The organism is Pseudomonas sp. GW456-L13 (genome assembly GCF_017350115.1).
Taxonomy (GTDB): Bacteria; Pseudomonadota; Gammaproteobacteria; order Pseudomonadales; family Pseudomonadaceae; genus Aquipseudomonas; species Aquipseudomonas jessenii.
The window spans coordinates 1,080,216-1,094,022 of sequence record NZ_JACNAS010000002.1 but is presented as its reverse complement, the minus strand read 5'-3'; the positions used below and the strand labels follow the sequence as shown (position 1 = coordinate 1,094,022).

Sequence of the window (13,807 nt, the reverse complement as noted above, 5' to 3'; positions counted from 1 at the left end):
CCATGAACTCGCAAACCCAGATCCAGAACCTCATCGAGAACTATCGTCAGGCGGTCATGACCAAGGACATTGAAAAAGTCATGGCTCTGTACGCCGATGACATCGTCTCCTTCGACGCGGTCAAGGCCCTGCAATTCAAAGGCAAGCCGGCGTATCGCGCGCATTGGCAGGCCTGCATGGAAATGTGCCCCGGCCCGCACATCTTCGAATTCGACGAAATCACCATCGAGCCGTCCCAGGAAATTGCGTTCGCTCACTGGCTGGCACATTGCGGTGGCACCAACGACAAGGGCGAAACCCAGTCCTGCTGGATGCGCGTCACCGCCTGCTATCGGCAAGAAGCCGGGCTGTGGCAGATCGTCCACGAACATTGGTCGGCGCCATTCGACATGACCAGCGGCGCGACGCTATTCGACCTCAAGCCCTGATCGTCGGGAAGCCGAGCCAGAATGCCAATCAGCGGCCATAGTTGATCGTTCGATAAGGAGAGCGTGATGAAGTATTTATGCCTGGTCTACAGCGATGAGCGGTTGCTGCATTCGCTGCCGGAAAGCCCGAAGGACGAAGAGTGCATGGCCTATGCCGAGTCGATCCAGGGCAGTGGCCGGATGGTCGCCGCCGAGGCGCTGGAGTCGGTGCAGACCGCCACCACGGTGCGCATGCGCAACGGCAAGATGTCGATCACCGACGGGCCATTCGCTGAAACCAAGGAGCAGTTGGCCGGTTTTTATCTGATTGATGCCAAGGACCTCAACGAAGCCATCCAGGTCGCCGGGAACATTCCGGCGGCCCGGGTCGGCAGTGTCGAAGTGCGCCCCGTTCGGCAGTTGAATCCTTAAGATGCCGGGGCTGCCGGTTCAGGCGCAGGTCGAGCGGGTTTATCGCGAAGAGTCGCGGCGGATTCTTGCGACCCTGATTCGCTTGCTGGGTGATTTCGACCTCGCCGAAGAGGCCTTGCACGAGGCGTTTTTCATCGCGGTCGAACGCTGGCAGCGTGACGGCGTGCCGGACAATCCGCGGGCCTGGCTGGTGTCCACCGGGCGCTTCAAGGCCATCGATGCCTTGCGCCGACGCGCACGCTTTGCCGCGTCGCAGCCCTTGCTGATCGCGCAACTGGAGGAACTGGAGCAGGCCGACTGGAGTGATGAAGACGTGGAAGACGATCGCCTGCGGCTGATCTTCACTTGCTGCCACCCGGCCCTGGCGGCCGACGCACAAGTGCCACTGACGCTGCGGGAAGTCTGCGACCTGACCACGGAAGAAATCGCCCGGGCCTTTCTCTCGGCCCCGGCCACCATCGCCCAGCGCATCGTGCGCGCCAAGGCGAAGATCCGCGATGCGAAAATCCCTTATCAAGTGCCGACACTCGCTGAGCTACCCGAGCGCCTGGACAGTGTATTGCGGGTGATTTACCTGGTGTTCAACGAGGGCTACTCGGCGTCCATCGGGGCAGAACTGATCCGCGAGGATTTGACCCGTGAAGCGATCCGACTCGGGCGGTTGCTGGTGGAACTGCTGCCGGAACCGGAGGTGATGGGCTTGCTGGCGTTGATGCTGCTGCACGAGTCGCGCCGCCCGGCCAGGACCTCGGCGAGCGGCGAGCTGATTGTGCTGGACGAACAGGACCGTTCGCTGTGGACGCCGGGTTGATCAGTGAAGGCTGCACGCTGGTCGAGCGGGCGCTGACCATGGGACGATTCGGACCCTATTGCCTGCAAGCGGCGATCGCAGCGGTGCACGCCGAAGCCCCGACGGCGGGGGAAACCGATTGGCCGCAGATTGTCGGTCTGTATGACGTCCTGCTGCGGGCTGTGCCGTCGCCGGTGATCGAGTTGAATCGTGCGGCGGCGATTTCGCAACGGGATGGTCCGCTGGCGGGACTGACGTTGGTCGACGCCATTCTGGAGCGGGGAGAACTGCTCGACTACCACCTGGTGCATTCGGCGCGGGCGCAATTCTGTTGGCAACTGGGTCGCAAGCAGGAGGCGCGGGCCGCGTGGGAGCGGGCGCTGGCGTTGACCCGACAAGAGCCGGAGCGGCGGTTTATCGAAGAGCGGCTCAAGGCGTTGGAGTGATGTGGCCGTTCTGGCCTCATCGCGAGCAAGCTCGCTCCCACAGGGATTGATGGTGTACTCGATACTGTGGGAGCGAGCTTGCTCGCGATAAGGGCCGAAGGACCTTCACTCCAGCGTTTTGCCCAGCAACCAGCTCCCACAGGGATTGATGGTGTACTCGATACTGTGGGAGCGAGCTTGCTCGCGATAAGGGCCGAAGGACCTTCACTCCAGCATCTTGCCCAGCAACCAGCTCCCCGCCGGCCCCGGCGGATTCAGCCGCGACCACAACGCATCCACCGACACCGTTTTCGGCCAGCCGCGCACCACCAGTTCCTGCAACGTACCAGGCCCGAATCGCTCGACCAGCCAGCGGGGCAACGGCGCCCAGCCGAATCCGCCCTGGGCCATTTCCAGCAGCATCAGGTAACTTGGCGCCGACCAGACGCGGCCCTTCGCCCGGCTCTCATAGGGATTGATGATGGTGGCCAGACGCAGTTCGCGGTGTTGCTGCAGTACGTCCCGGTCGATGTGGTCCAACGTCGCCAAAGGATGCGTCGGGGACACGAACAAGGCGATTTCCGTGCGCTCGTCCACCGTCGAACTGACCAGGTCCGGCGGGTAGCTGTCCTGCATTTCGGCGAAGGCAATCTGCGCCCGGCCGCTTTGCACAAGGGACATCAGATCATCGCATTCGGCGATCAGACACTCGAGCTCCAGGTCCGGGTAACGCTGCTCGAAGGCACTGAGGGCGGCTTCGAAACGGTCCGACTGATAGGTATCGGACAGCGCCACCGTCAGCTTCGCTTCCACCCCTTGGGACAGTTGGCTGGCGGCTATTTCCAGGCGACTGGTGGCGGCCAGGATGTCTTCGGCCCGTTGCAGCATGACGTGTCCGGCCGGGGTCAAGCCGGGCTTGCGGCTGCTGCGGTCGAACAGCGTCAGGTTCAGGTCGATTTCCAGGCTGGCCACCGCCGCACTGATGGTCGACTGACTGCGGCCCAATTTGCGCGCCGCGGCGGAAAACGAGCCTTGGGTCGCGGCTTCGACAAACGCCAGTAACACTTCGTGAGAGGCCATGAACTATCGCCTTGATCGATGGTTATTGGTTATGAAGTATCGGTGTGCTGATGGATCATGGCAACCACAGTCACCCAAGGGAGTTCGGCCATGAGCGCCAACAAATCCATTACTGAACGTATTTTTCAAGCCATCGGCTTCGAACTGCTGGCCATCCTGATCTGTACCCCATTGCTGGCCTGGATCATGAAGAAACCGATGCTGGAAATGGGCATGGTCACCATCCTCATCGCCGGCCTGGCCCTGGCCTGGAACGTGGTCTTCAACGGTATGTTCGATCGGCTGCTCAAGCGCCTCGCCATCGCACACAACGCCTGGGTCCGCGTGGTGCATGCGCTGTTGTTCGAAGGCGGCCTGGTCGCCCTCGGCGTGCCGCTGATCGCCTGGTGGCTGAATGTCAGCCTGTGGCAGGCGTTCTTGCTGGATATCGGTGTGTTGCTGTTCTTCCTGCCGTACACCTACGTCTACCACTGGGTGTATGACGTGGTTCGGGAGCGGATGCTGGTGACTCGTGAGGTTTGCTGAGTCGTGTTTGAACCGGTTTTTGTGGGAGCGAGCTTGCTCGCGACGGCGGCGTGTCAGTCAACTTCATTGCTGAATGTCAGACCGCTTTCGCGAGCAGGCTCGCTCCCACAGGTTTTGCACCAGATCAGACGTGGAAGTAACCCACGCACGAATCGAACGGCAGACGCTTGAGTTCGATCTTGTTCAGGTCGAGCACTTCACGCAGGGCCTTGGTTTCGCCCGGGAAGTTACGGTAGGCGACTTCGTCGAGCACCACGATCGCGCCTTTGGGCATGTACGGCAGGAAGGTTTCCAGCGCGACTTTGGTCGACTCGTACAGGTCGGTGTCGAGGATCAGCATGGCCACGACCAGGTCCGGACGGGTCTTGACCCACTCCGGTACGGTCTTGACGATGTCGCCCTTGACCAGTTCGCAGCGCGGAATGCGGTTGACCGGGCGCAACAGGTCGTTGGCGTCGATCATGTCCTGGATCAGCGACTGGTCGGTGTCGGCGAACATGGTTTCGTTGACGTCGGCCGGGTCTTCTTTCTTGTCGATGCTCTGGAAGCCTTCGAAGGTGTCGAAACCCACGATCGAGCGGTTGATCGCATACGGTTCGAGAATCATCGACAAGTGCATGTAGAGCATCAACGAGTTGCCCTTGTACACGCCGCACTCAATGATCGCGCCCGGCACTTCCGCGACCTTCTTGAACAGCTCCATGCGCGACAACGCGGCAGTCACGCCAATGCGGTTGGCGAAGACGAACGGAGCGTCGGCCACGTATTCGGCATCGACCCGTTTCAGGACGTTGGTACGGGTTTCGTTGTACTGGGCCTCGGCGGGCGTGATGCGACGCTTGGTCATTGCGGGATTCCTCGGAAATTCGAAAAGTCGTGGACGTGGAAGTAGTCTTTGAAGCCGGCGCCGACATCCGGGCAGGCGCTGTCGACGTTAATCGCGCCGCGCTGGTGCTTGAGGTCGTCGAGGTGCATCAGGCGAAAGTCCACGCTGAAGCGGGTTTGTTGCGTGTAATTGGGAACGGTGCCGTGCAGGTGCGAACCCGAGAACACCAGCATCTCGGCGGTGTTGCCGGCGATGCGCAGTTCAGAGGCGCTGTTGATCGCTTCGGTGGGCACCGGGTGCTGGCGCGCCTCTTCCTTGACGTTGTCCTTGGCGCGCTGGCGTTGCACGCCGATCCAGTCGGACAGGCTCCACTGCGCCGAGGTGTTCTTCACCGGGACGTCGAAGTAGGCCGGGTTGATCATCATGGTCTGGTCAGGCTGGATCGTGTAGACCGGCATCCAGGTATTGATCTGGCAGTCGACACCGCCGTACCAGGTATCGCGATGGGGTTTGTAGGCGTAGCTGACGCCAGCGTGCAGGTAGTCGTAGTTGGGTACGACACGGATGCGCGGGACGTCGAAAATGAACTCCTCGGGAGCGGCACCGATTTCGTCGGTGAAGCTGCGGATCAGCTCCTTGGCACGCAGGCTGTTGGTGAACTGGCCCTTGAGCCGAGTCACCAGCACCACGAACTCTTCCACCGGCATCAGTGTGTGCAGCGCCTGGTGGTTGGTCTCGCCATCGAAGGCCGCCGTGATGCTTTCCTGGGCAAAGGCACAGAGTTCTTTGGCGGCGCGTAACTGCGTGTTCAGGAAAATATCGCCCGCGTAAATGGCTTCTTTAAAGTCAGCTTTCTGTTGCAGCTGATTGATGTACAGATTCACGGTTCCTCTCCTGAATACATCGAGTGTCTTATGAGTCGGCACCACGCTGGCAAACTGAAGGGCTGCCGGACGAGTTGTGCGTCAATAAAGCGCAGCCCTTGAGTTCGCGAGCAAATGCCGTGCCGCTGGACGAAAAAATCCCGACGGGAAAACCCGCCGGGATGATGTGCTTCGAACTTGTACCCTGTGGGAGCGGGCCTGTCGGAACGCCGCACCGCCCCGTTCGGCTGCAGAGCAGTCCTCAATCCTGCTAGTGCGGTTTGAATGACCGAGTGCTGGGGCGGCTGCGCCACCCAGCGGGGGCAAGCCCCCTCGCCACAGTTGATCCGTGTGTCAGGTGATGACGGGGACTCAATAATCCTGCTGCTTGCGAAACGCCCAGCGCCCGGCGATCACGGTAAAGGTCGCGACCAGCGCCACCAGGATCCAGAAACCCTGCGGGTCATCCGCCAGCGGAATGCCGCCGACGTTCATGCCGAAGAAACCGGCGATGATGTTGATCGGCAGCGCCAGCACCGTCACCACCGTCAGGGTGAACAGCGTGCGGTTGGTCTGTTCGTTGATGTTGGCGGCGATCTCTTCCTGCAACAGCTTGATCCGTTCACCCAGCGCCGTGAGGTCATTGATGATCAGCGCGAACTCCTCGGTGGATTTGCGCAGCTCCTTCACGTCTTCCTTTTGCAGCCATTGCGGCGGCCGGTTGAGCAGGCGCAGCAATGAGCCTGGCTCCAGCGCCAGCAGCCGTTGCAATCGCACCAGCACCCGGCGATTGGCGCCCAGTTCAGCGCGGTTGGTCGACAGCCGCGAGGACAGTAATTGGTCTTCGATCTGATCCACGCTCTGACTGGTCTTGCGCACGATCTGGGTCAGCACTTCACCCTGGTCGCGCAGCAAATGCACCAGCAGCTCCAGCGGGGAGCGAAAGCACTCCCGGGCCTTCACCGACGAGCGCAATTTGTCCACCGAGTGCAGCGGTTGCAGGCGGGCGCTGATGATCAATTGACTGCGGGCGCACACCCACAGGGTCGAGACATCCGACGAGACCATGTTGCTGAGGTTGAACACCACATCGTTGACCACTGCCAGCAGTGCGGAGTCGACATGCTCGATGCGCGTCGAACGCGAGCCTTCGTGCAGCGCTTCGAAAAACTCTTCGGGCAACTCCAGATGGCTTTTCATCCAGCGCTCGCACGCGGCATGGGCCAGGTTCAGGTGCAGCCAGAGAAATTGCTCATCGCTTTGCGGCTGTTGCAGGTACTGCAAGGCCTCGGCGGAATTGATTTCCCGACCGGCCTCACCGGGGCGAAAACTGAAAACGTAAAGCAGGCCGAACAGATCCGTGTCGCGATGGCTTTGATCGATGCTGTGGTTCATGAGGACTCGCAAGGGGAGGCGCCTGTCACGTGTTTTACAGGTTCACTTGAGCGGCATCATCGCAAACGGGAATGACGTTTTTGTGACAGAAAAACAACGCAAAAAATTGTTCTACCGGCGGTCGGGATTTTCTCAAGAACCGCTCTGGCTAGCCGATCACGCTTGGGTTAAGTTGCGCGCCGCAGGCCTCGGCCGGGACCGCAGACAGGGATGTCCGGACACTTTTCACGCCTTAACGGGCGTGCCCCATTCCTGTCATGAGTACCCTGCGATGCTTTTGCAAAAGTCCCTGAGAGCACAAATTCTCGCCCTGCTGAGCGGCAGCCTGCTGGCGATGCTGTTGATCGCCCTGGCGTGCTTTCACTTCCTGTCCAGCGGCGTGCAGAACTACGCCAATCTGATCGAAGGCCCGCTGCACACCTCGCAATTGATCGATGAAGCCAACCTGCAATTCAAGGTGCAGGTGCAGGAATGGAAAAACGTTCTGCTGCGCGGCAAGCAACCGGCGGACCTGAGCAAGTACTGGGGGCAATTCGAGGAGCGTCAGCGCGATGTGCAAAACATCCTCGGTGAGCTGGCCGCGCAGAAGGGCATCGAGCCGCAACTCAAGAGCCGCATCGAGCGCTTGCGTGACGAACATCGCCAGTTGGGCGCGGCCTATCAGAAGGGCCGGGACGCGTTCGTGGCCGCCGGTGGTGACCCTGCGGCGGGCGACGCGGCGGTCAAGGGCGTGGACCGCGCGACCAGCGATCAAATGAGTGAACTGGTCAGCGAGTTGCGCAAGCAGGGCGCCGAGCAATCGACACTGATCAGCGCCAGTGCCGAGCGCACGGTGTTGCTGGGGCTGGTCGTGATGCTGCTTTCGGGGGTACTGATCGGCCTGCTGAGCCTGTGGCTGGTGAACCGCAACCTGGTCGAGCCGATCCGCAAACTGATCGAATACGTGGCGCAACTCAGCCAGGGGCGTATTGCCGAGCGCGTGGCCAGCACCCGTCAGGACGAGTTGGGCAAACTGGCGATGGCCGCCAACACCCTGCGCGATTTCCTCGCCGAAACCTTCAGCCGTTTGCAGCGCAGCGCGTCGGACCTGGACAGCGCCAGCGGTGAGTTGAACTCGATCGCCACCGTGATGGCCGGCGGCACCAACGAGCAGTTCAACCGCACCGATCAGGTGGCCACGGCGATGAACGAAATGTCCGCCACCGCACAAGAAGTGGCCCGCCATGCCGCCGAAGCGGCGCGGGCCGCCGACGATGCCGACCAGTCCGCCCAGCAGGGCGAAAAAGTCATGCAGGGCACCATCCACACGATTACCCAGATGCGCGGCGAAATCGCCAACACCGCCACGGTCATCCGCCAACTGGAAACCGACAGCGGACGCATCGGCAAGGTTCTGGAGGTGATTCGCGGGATCGCCGAACAGACCAACCTGCTGGCACTCAACGCGGCCATCGAAGCGGCCCGCGCCGGTGAGGCCGGACGCGGATTCGCTGTGGTGGCCGACGAAGTGCGGAGCCTGGCCCAGCGCACGGCGGCGTCGATCATCGAGATCAACCAGATCATCCAGACCGTGCAGACCGGTGCAATCGAAGCGGCCCAGGCGATTGAAAGCGGTCAGTCGCGCAGCGAACAAAGCGTGCAGCAAGTGACGGAGGCCGGCGCCATGCTCGAACGCATCACCCTGGCCGTGGAAGCCATCCGCGACATGAACCGCCAGATCGCCACTGCCGCCGAAGAGCAGACCTCGGTGGCCGAAGACATCTCGCGCAACCTCACCGAAATCACCAGCATCGCCAGCACCAACCTGGACAACGTGCAGCGCACTGAAGCGGCCAGCACCAATCTGCACGGCTTGTCGGGGCAGTTGAACGAGGTGACGGCGCGCCTGAGCGCTTGAATCCCGAAAACGCAAAAGCCGCACGATGTTCCCATCGTGCGGCTTTTGTCTGTTTGGGGATTACGTGTCCTGTTTGTTTTCCAGGACCTTGCCGTTGGAGGCATCGATGTCCACATCCCACTCGACGTTCTTGGCGTCACGCAGTTCAACTTCGTACTCGTAACCGTTGAAGTGGTTGTCCAGCTCGGTCTTGGTAATCGTTGCACCCGGATGCAGATCCAGCGCGATCTTGTTCAAGTCTTCCAGTGGCTTGATCTTGCCGTCCTTGACCAGTTGCGGGATCTGATCGACTCGCACATCGGCCTGGGCCAGGCCGGCGGTGAGGGTCAGGGCTGCAGCGGTAAACAAAGCAGTCAGGGTCTTCATGGGCTTCTTTCCTTGGGTGATCTGTTTAAGTGAGATCAGGTTAGCCTGTGTAACTTAATCCACCCTTAAATCCCTCTACATGTCCTGCATCAATCCCAGTGGGAGCGTGGCTTGCCCGCGAAGGCGGAGTGTCAGTCAACGTTGATGTTGAAGCTGATGGCCCTATCGCGAGCAAGCTCGCTCCCACAAGTTTTTGTGCAATAGCGCATCAATACCCGTTGTTCTGTAGCACCTGCGCAACACTCGCCGCCGGGCGTTTATAGAACTTCAATAACTCACTGGCGCGATTGGTGAAAATGCCGTCGACACCGGCGTCCATGACTTTCTGGTAGTCCACCGCATCGTCGATGGTGTAGACGTGCACCAGCAGGCCCTGGTCGTGGGTGTACTGGTTCATCCAGGGTTGCACCAGATCCGAGTAGCTCTGGTCGCCACCCTGGGTCAGTGCGGCGGACGGGCCGGTGCCGATGGCACCCTGGGTCTTGGCGTAGTCGACCCAGTGCTGGAATTCGGCTTTGTCCTTCGGTTGCTGTTTGGCGTAGTAAGCGGCTTTGTCCTTTTCGCCGGACTCGGCAAATGTCACCTTGGACTTGGGCTCGATACTGCCTTCACCGACCCACAACAGCAGGATCTTCGGCACCTTCGGCATCTCTTTTTGCAGCAGTTCGAGGCTGCTCTTCTCGAAAGTCTGCAGGACCACCTTGCCTTTGCCCTGGCCGACCGCCAGCTCGTTTTTTGCCAGTTTCGAAGCGGTCGGGCTCAGCCAGCCCCGGTCCTGAAGTTTTTCCTTGAGGTCGCGTTCGATGCCGGGGAACTGTTTGGGCTCCTTGGTCTCGATGTACAGGCCGGGCTTGTGCAGGCTGTTGCCCTCGGCGATGTCGATGATTTCATCAAAGGTCAGAATCTTCAGGCCCGCGAAGGCGGGACGTGCGCGATCCGGGTACGCGGCATTGAACCAGCTGCCCGCGTCCAGGGTTTTCAGTTCGGCCATGGTGAACGCATTGGCGGGGCTGTCCTTGCGCTCGGGGAATTTGCTGGCGACGTCGGTGGTGCGTTGCAGATTGTTGTCGTGCAGGGCAAACAGCACGCCATCCTTGCTGCGCTGCAGATCCAGTTCCAGGTAGTCGGCGCCCAGGTCGCGGGCAGTCTTGTAGGCGGCGGCGGTGGATTCCGGCGCATCGAACGATGCGCCACGGTGGGCGATCACCGCTGGACGCGGAATGTCCAAGCGGGTCGCCAGTGCCGCGGGACCGGGTTCGCTGGCGGCCTGTGCGTGGCCGAGGGCGAGCAACAGGCTCAGTAACAGGGCGCTTTTAGTAAAGGTTGTGGGCATGGTCGAGATCCTTTCGCAATAAGTGAGCGGTCCCTTTTAACAACTCATCGTTGTAGACGCTATCACCAGACCGACATAAACCTGTCGAAAGCTGATTTTCGTCAGCGCTTTTGTGCGCCCGTTTGCAGTACGCTGAGGCCCTGCAATTTCCCCGGCAGAGGGAAACGCAGGCCCTGCGTGCAAACCAACGATCACCATTGCGGGGTTTACCATGCGCATCACTTCCCAGCTCATCTGCCAGGCTGCCGACCAACTCAAAGGCTTCGTCGGCCTCAACCGCAAGACCGGGCACTACATTGTGCGCTTCAGCGAAGACTCGTTTGGCATGGACGTGGCGGACGACGGCATCATCCCTGTCAGCGAATTCGTCTGGGCCGCGGGGCCCGGGCAGGTCATGACGCTCAAGCGGGAATTGATCCAGTTGCTGCTGGACCAGAACATCGATGACCGGATCAACATCACCGAGCCGTTGCGGGTGTACATGAACCGGCGGGAAGTGCCGGAGATTTCGGCGGTTCGTAGTCTGGTTCAGGGGTGAGTTTTTGCGGTGAATTGACGGGCCCCATCGCGAGCAAGCTCGCTCCCACAGTAGATCTTTGTCGCGCACAAATGTTGTGACCGACCGGGATCAAAATGTGGGAGCGAGCTTGCTCGCGATGGCGGCCCGAAGAACTCTAAATCAGTCACTGATTGAATCCGTAAGCCCGCTCAACCCGACACACCCGCGTATGACACCGCGCATACCAGGTCGAGCGCCCACACTCGCGAATCGCACTGTGCTCGGGATGATGCTTCCACGCCAGAATGGCCGCTTCACTGGCCCAGTACGACACGGTTATTCCCAACCCATCCTCGCCCCGTGCCGACTCCACACCAAGAAACCCCGGCTGTTCGCGGGCCAGTTCCAGCATCCGTTCGGCTGCTTCGGCGTAACCCTGGTCACCCTTGGTGCGCAGTGAAGTGAAGATCACCGCGTAATAAGGCGCAGCTGGTGTATCGGCGATCATGACGAGCGCCCCGCACAGGCTTCGACAAAGGCGCCAACCAACGGCGGCAATACGCCCTTGAGCGCCGCCCGCTCGGGCTGGAACAAGGTCGCGACAAAGAACGGATGACCGCTGAGTTCGACCGCCCGCAGTCCGTGTTCCGAATCGTGGCCGACGGCATGTAGTTCGCGCTTGAGCAACTCCCCTTCGAACTGCGGATTCACACCAAAACGACAGCGATAGCCTTCACGAATCTCGGTGTTTTCGTAGGCCTTGGCGAGCAACGAACCCTCAAGCAAATCAATCGTATCGACCGCTTCCACCAGCGCACACGACAGTGGCGTCAGCAGCGCCCGCGCGGCATCGGGATTTGTCTCGCCGTGTTCGGCATCTGACCAGCCCAGCACGTTGCGCGCATATTCCAGCACCGCGTGTTGGAAACCACCGCAGGTGCCGAGGAAAGGTCGCCGTTGTTCGCGGGCAAAGCGAATCGCCAGCAATGCACCGTCCATGCTCCGGTAAGGGCTGGCCGGCACACACCAGACCCCGTCGAATCTGTGCAGCGGTGTCTCGGCGTGGATGTCATCGGTGGCCAGCCATTGCCATTGCACGTTCAGACCACTGTGTTCAGCGGCCATTTCGAGGGCGACGGGAATGGCCTGGTGGGCGGTGACTTGCGGGTCGTAGTCGCCGATCAGGGCGATGCGAATCGGGCGGGTTTCCATGTGGGGCCTCTGCACTTGTTGATTGCTGGTGCCCACTATAGATTGGCGCTCACGCACTCAATATTGGCGTTTTCCCAAGTGATCAATGCAGCGACGCACTATCGATTGGACTACCCGGACCTGGCCCTGATCCTCGCGCTGGTACGTGGCGGCTCTCTGGCTCGCGCTGCGCAACTGCTGAAGGTGGATGTTTCGACGGTGTTTCGAGCGGTGCGCCGGCTGGAGGGTGCACTGGGTCAGCAACTGTTCGAAAAAAGCCGCGCCGGTTACCTGCCCACCACCCTGGCGCAGTCCCTTGCTGAACAGGCCGAGCGCGCTGAACAGGCTCTGGAGGCGGCGCGCATTGGTGTGGAGCAGGGCGGAGAAGTGATCAGCGGCATCGTGCGCCTGACCTGTACCGATTCGGTCCTGCAAGGTTTGCTGTTGCCGGCGCTGGCGCAGTTCATGCCGAACTATCCGGCGCTGACGCTCGAGCTCAGCACATCCAATGATTTTGCCAACCTCAGCCGTCGGGATGCCGATATCGCCCTGCGCCTGACCCGCACGCCACCGGAGCATCTGGTGGGACGGCGGCTGGCGGACATTTCCTATCGCGTGTGTGCCAGCGAGCGATACCTGCAATCGGTCAATACCCCTGACCTGGCCTCATTGACCTGGATAGCCCCGGATGACTTCCTGCCTGATCACCCGACCGTTACCTGGCGTCGCCAGGCCTTGCCGGGGGTAACGCCGGGCTATCGCTGCAACAGCATGCTGTCGGTGACCGAGCTGGTCAGGGCCGGCCTGGGTGTAGCGGCGTTGCCGGATTTTTTGATCGGCGACGGATTACAGCCGCTGAGCGAACCCCTGCACGGATACGACACCGCGCTGTGGCTGCTGACCCGTCCCGACTGCCGTGCCTTGCGCTCAGTGGTTACCTTGTTCGATGAGTTGGGGCGGGCGCTGAAACTGCCGTGAAACCGTTCAGGTTCCTGGCTGAAGCTCACTAAAGGCTCAGTGCCGGTTTCATTCTGAAACACATCGCGTCATTCAAATCAGAGCCATCGATCCTTCGACGCCGCCGTCGAACTTGTCATTTATTGCAACTGATAGCAGGCCAGAAACATGTCCAGCGCGGAGTCTGCCACCTGGTGTTGTTCTTCGGGTGACAAGCCTGGTTTGCCCATGGAAATCTGCGGCCAGAAGGCAAACGACTTGAGCAGCCCCTGCACCTGTTGTGCGGCAAAATCAGGGGCAATAGCTTTCAACCGACCATCGGCCTGAGCGGCACGAATCCATACCGTCAACCCTTCTTCACGTTCGCCCATTCGCGCCACCATATCCTGCGCCCGCTCCGGGGAATGAATCGTCGCCGCTATCGCCACCCGCGCCAGGTCGAGAAAATTGTCATCGCCCAACATTTGCAGCTTGGCCATCAGCAATCCGCGCAATTGCTCACGCAACGGCAGGTCGGGACGGTAGGCCGTTTCCTGTTCTGCCGTCACCCGGGTCCATAATTGATTGAGGATCTCGGCGAACAACTCTTCCTTGCTGGGAAAGTGGTTGTACACCGTGCGCTTCGACACACCGGCAGTGGCAGCAATCTTGTCCATGCTGGTGATCTCGAAACCGTTGTCACGGAATTCGTTGATCGCGGCATGAATGATCGCTTGGCGTTTTCGGTCGGTGAGGCGCTGTGGAGCTGTCATAAGTACGCTTCGGCAGGAAGAAGGGAGGAATTACACTCAGCAGTTTACTTGTCATCGACTTTGATGCAA

The 13,807-nt window shown here is 60.6% G+C and carries 15 protein-coding genes and 1 pseudogene; 7 read left to right on the top strand and 9 right to left on the bottom strand.

The annotated features are described in order from the left end of the window. The first annotated feature begins 2 nt into the window (after positions 1 to 2). From J4D25_RS19040 to J4D25_RS19030, 3 genes and pseudogenes are all read left to right on the top strand, one after another. Positions 3 to 428, top strand: coding sequence for a nuclear transport factor 2 family protein (locus tag J4D25_RS19040; RefSeq protein ID WP_057713580.1), 426 nt, complete (start codon positions 3 to 5; stop codon positions 426 to 428). A gap of 66 nt (positions 429 to 494) precedes the next feature. Continuing rightward, entirely contained in the window at positions 495 to 839 is a 345-nt protein-coding gene (locus J4D25_RS19035; protein ID WP_057713581.1) for a YciI family protein, read from the top strand. Between the two features lies 1 nt (position 840). Then, positions 841 to 2,075: pseudogene (locus J4D25_RS19030) on the top strand (RNA polymerase sigma factor). 204 nt (positions 2,076 to 2,279) lie between these two features. Here the strand turns inward: J4D25_RS19030 and J4D25_RS19025 are convergent. Then, on the bottom strand, positions 2,280 to 3,134 hold the full coding sequence (locus tag J4D25_RS19025; protein WP_057713582.1) for a LysR family transcriptional regulator: 855 nt from the start codon (positions 3,132 to 3,134) through the stop codon (positions 2,280 to 2,282). A 90-nt stretch (positions 3,135 to 3,224) separates the two neighbouring features. On the opposite strand from J4D25_RS19025, the gene J4D25_RS19020 reads away from it, so the two are divergent. Then, complete coding sequence (locus tag J4D25_RS19020) at positions 3,225 to 3,659, top strand: multidrug/biocide efflux PACE transporter (protein ID WP_057713583.1); 435 nt, start codon at positions 3,225 to 3,227, stop codon at positions 3,657 to 3,659. A 124-nt stretch (positions 3,660 to 3,783) separates the two neighbouring features. Here J4D25_RS19020 and J4D25_RS19015 read toward each other — a convergent pair whose 3' ends face one another. From J4D25_RS19015 to J4D25_RS19005, 3 genes are all read right to left on the bottom strand, one after another. Beyond that, a complete protein-coding gene (locus tag J4D25_RS19015; RefSeq protein ID WP_056725897.1) occupies positions 3,784 to 4,506 on the bottom strand; it encodes a TylF/MycF/NovP-related O-methyltransferase in 723 nt (240 codons plus the stop codon). Further along, the gene (locus J4D25_RS19010; RefSeq protein WP_057713584.1) at positions 4,503 to 5,369 is read right to left on the bottom strand and encodes a hypothetical protein; all 867 of its coding nucleotides are present in this window, start codon (positions 5,367 to 5,369) and stop codon (positions 4,503 to 4,505) included. Before J4D25_RS19010 ends, J4D25_RS19015 begins: the two co-directional genes overlap by 4 nt. A 351-nt stretch (positions 5,370 to 5,720) precedes the next feature. Continuing rightward, positions 5,721 to 6,743, bottom strand: coding sequence for a transporter (locus J4D25_RS19005; RefSeq protein WP_057713585.1), 1,023 nt, complete (start codon positions 6,741 to 6,743; stop codon positions 5,721 to 5,723). 271 nt (positions 6,744 to 7,014) lie between these two features. On the opposite strand from J4D25_RS19005, the gene J4D25_RS19000 reads away from it, so the two are divergent. Then, positions 7,015 to 8,640, top strand: coding sequence for a methyl-accepting chemotaxis protein (locus J4D25_RS19000; RefSeq protein ID WP_057713586.1), 1,626 nt, complete (start codon positions 7,015 to 7,017; stop codon positions 8,638 to 8,640). Between the two features lie 60 nt (positions 8,641 to 8,700). Here J4D25_RS19000 and J4D25_RS18995 read toward each other — a convergent pair whose 3' ends face one another. Together J4D25_RS18995 and J4D25_RS18990 are read right to left on the bottom strand one after the other, a co-directional pair. Continuing rightward, a complete protein-coding gene (locus J4D25_RS18995; RefSeq protein ID WP_057713587.1) occupies positions 8,701 to 9,006 on the bottom strand; it encodes a PepSY domain-containing protein in 306 nt (101 codons plus the stop codon). A 208-nt stretch (positions 9,007 to 9,214) separates the two neighbouring features. Then, positions 9,215 to 10,339 (bottom strand): glycerophosphodiester phosphodiesterase, encoded by a 1,125-nt coding sequence (locus J4D25_RS18990; protein WP_057713588.1) that lies wholly within the window; start codon positions 10,337 to 10,339, stop codon positions 9,215 to 9,217. A gap of 211 nt (positions 10,340 to 10,550) precedes the next feature. Here J4D25_RS18990 and J4D25_RS18985 point away from each other — a divergent pair, with 211 nt between their 5' ends. Continuing rightward, positions 10,551 to 10,877: a DUF2025 family protein gene (locus J4D25_RS18985; protein WP_057713589.1), complete on the top strand. Its 327-nt coding sequence runs from the start codon at positions 10,551 to 10,553 to the stop codon at positions 10,875 to 10,877. A 145-nt stretch (positions 10,878 to 11,022) separates the two neighbouring features. On the opposite strand, the gene J4D25_RS18980 is transcribed toward J4D25_RS18985, so the two are convergent. Both J4D25_RS18980 and J4D25_RS18975 read right to left on the bottom strand, forming a co-directional pair. Continuing rightward, positions 11,023 to 11,346, bottom strand: a complete 324-nt coding sequence (locus J4D25_RS18980; protein WP_057713590.1) for an antibiotic biosynthesis monooxygenase — start codon at positions 11,344 to 11,346, stop codon at positions 11,023 to 11,025. Beyond that, positions 11,343 to 12,050: a CTP synthase gene (locus J4D25_RS18975; protein ID WP_057713591.1), complete on the bottom strand. Its 708-nt coding sequence runs from the start codon at positions 12,048 to 12,050 to the stop codon at positions 11,343 to 11,345. Before J4D25_RS18975 ends, J4D25_RS18980 begins: the two co-directional genes overlap by 4 nt. A 15-nt stretch (positions 12,051 to 12,065) precedes the next feature. Between J4D25_RS18975 and J4D25_RS18970 the strand changes: the two genes are divergently transcribed. Continuing rightward, positions 12,066 to 13,007: a LysR family transcriptional regulator gene (locus tag J4D25_RS18970; RefSeq protein ID WP_057716571.1), complete on the top strand. Its 942-nt coding sequence runs from the start codon at positions 12,066 to 12,068 to the stop codon at positions 13,005 to 13,007. Positions 13,008 to 13,126: 119 nt separating this feature from the next. Here the strand turns inward: J4D25_RS18970 and J4D25_RS18965 are convergent, their stop codons facing one another. Continuing rightward, positions 13,127 to 13,738 (bottom strand): TetR/AcrR family transcriptional regulator, encoded by a 612-nt coding sequence (locus tag J4D25_RS18965; RefSeq protein ID WP_057713592.1) that lies wholly within the window; start codon positions 13,736 to 13,738, stop codon positions 13,127 to 13,129. Between the last annotated feature and the right edge of the window lie 69 nt (positions 13,739 to 13,807).

Bases quoted from the DNA above. Each gene is read 5' to 3' on its own strand.
- J4D25_RS19040 (WP_057713580.1), top strand. From the start codon at position 3: ATGAACTCGCAAACCCAGATCCAGAACCTCATCGAGAACTATCGTCAG.
- J4D25_RS19035 (WP_057713581.1), top strand. From the start codon at position 495: ATGAAGTATTTATGCCTGGTCTACAGCGATGAGCGGTTGCTGCATTCG.
- J4D25_RS19025 (WP_057713582.1), bottom strand. From the start codon at position 3,134: ATGGCCTCTCACGAAGTGTTACTGGCGTTTGTCGAAGCCGCGACCCAA.
- J4D25_RS19020 (WP_057713583.1), top strand. From the start codon at position 3,225: ATGAGCGCCAACAAATCCATTACTGAACGTATTTTTCAAGCCATCGGC.
- J4D25_RS19015 (WP_056725897.1), bottom strand. From the start codon at position 4,506: ATGACCAAGCGTCGCATCACGCCCGCCGAGGCCCAGTACAACGAAACC.
- J4D25_RS19005 (WP_057713585.1), bottom strand. From the start codon at position 6,743: ATGAACCACAGCATCGATCAAAGCCATCGCGACACGGATCTGTTCGGC.
- J4D25_RS19000 (WP_057713586.1), top strand. From the start codon at position 7,015: ATGCTTTTGCAAAAGTCCCTGAGAGCACAAATTCTCGCCCTGCTGAGC.
- J4D25_RS18995 (WP_057713587.1), bottom strand. From the start codon at position 9,006: ATGAAGACCCTGACTGCTTTGTTTACCGCTGCAGCCCTGACCCTCACC.
- J4D25_RS18990 (WP_057713588.1), bottom strand. From the start codon at position 10,339: ATGCCCACAACCTTTACTAAAAGCGCCCTGTTACTGAGCCTGTTGCTC.
- J4D25_RS18985 (WP_057713589.1), top strand. From the start codon at position 10,551: ATGCGCATCACTTCCCAGCTCATCTGCCAGGCTGCCGACCAACTCAAA.
- J4D25_RS18980 (WP_057713590.1), bottom strand. From the start codon at position 11,346: ATGATCGCCGATACACCAGCTGCGCCTTATTACGCGGTGATCTTCACT.
- J4D25_RS18975 (WP_057713591.1), bottom strand. From the start codon at position 12,050: ATGGAAACCCGCCCGATTCGCATCGCCCTGATCGGCGACTACGACCCG.
- J4D25_RS18965 (WP_057713592.1), bottom strand. From the start codon at position 13,738: ATGACAGCTCCACAGCGCCTCACCGACCGAAAACGCCAAGCGATCATT.